The 359-nt window shown below is 62.7% G+C and carries 1 protein-coding gene; it reads right to left on the reverse strand.

Annotation, left to right across the window (positions count from 1 at the left end; translation table 11 throughout):
- Positions 1-359, reverse strand: a 359-nt coding sequence (locus tag E3W21_RS28745) for a hypothetical protein (protein ID WP_134423032.1), incomplete at both ends; no start/stop codon positions are given.

A 359-nucleotide genomic window follows, 5' to 3' on the forward strand; every position in this document is an offset into this window, starting at 1 on the left:
CCGCTCACGGCGTTCGGGTTGCTGTGGTACACGGCGTTACCGTTGGCGTCCAGCGTCAGGTAACCGTAGGTGCCATTGATCTGAGTGTTGAGGCCGCCAACGGCTGAGGTCGAAGTGTCGGAACCGGCACGCACGCCGACTACCGCGCCCCCTGCGGCGAGGCCATCGGCGCCGCCGACGTCGTTCCACAACACGTTGCCACTGACGGTGCCGCCTTCGGCGACCGAAGTCTCGTCGACATGGGCAGTCGGCAGGTCATCAATGATGTTGACCACGATGGTGCTGGTGGTGCTGTTGCCCAGAGAATCGGTGGCTTTGTAAGTGAAACTTTCGCTGAGGGTATTCGCGCCATCGTCGGC

The organism is Pseudomonas sp. F01002 (assembly GCF_004402115.1).
GTDB classification, from domain to species: Bacteria; Pseudomonadota; Gammaproteobacteria; order Pseudomonadales; family Pseudomonadaceae; genus Aquipseudomonas; species Aquipseudomonas frigoris.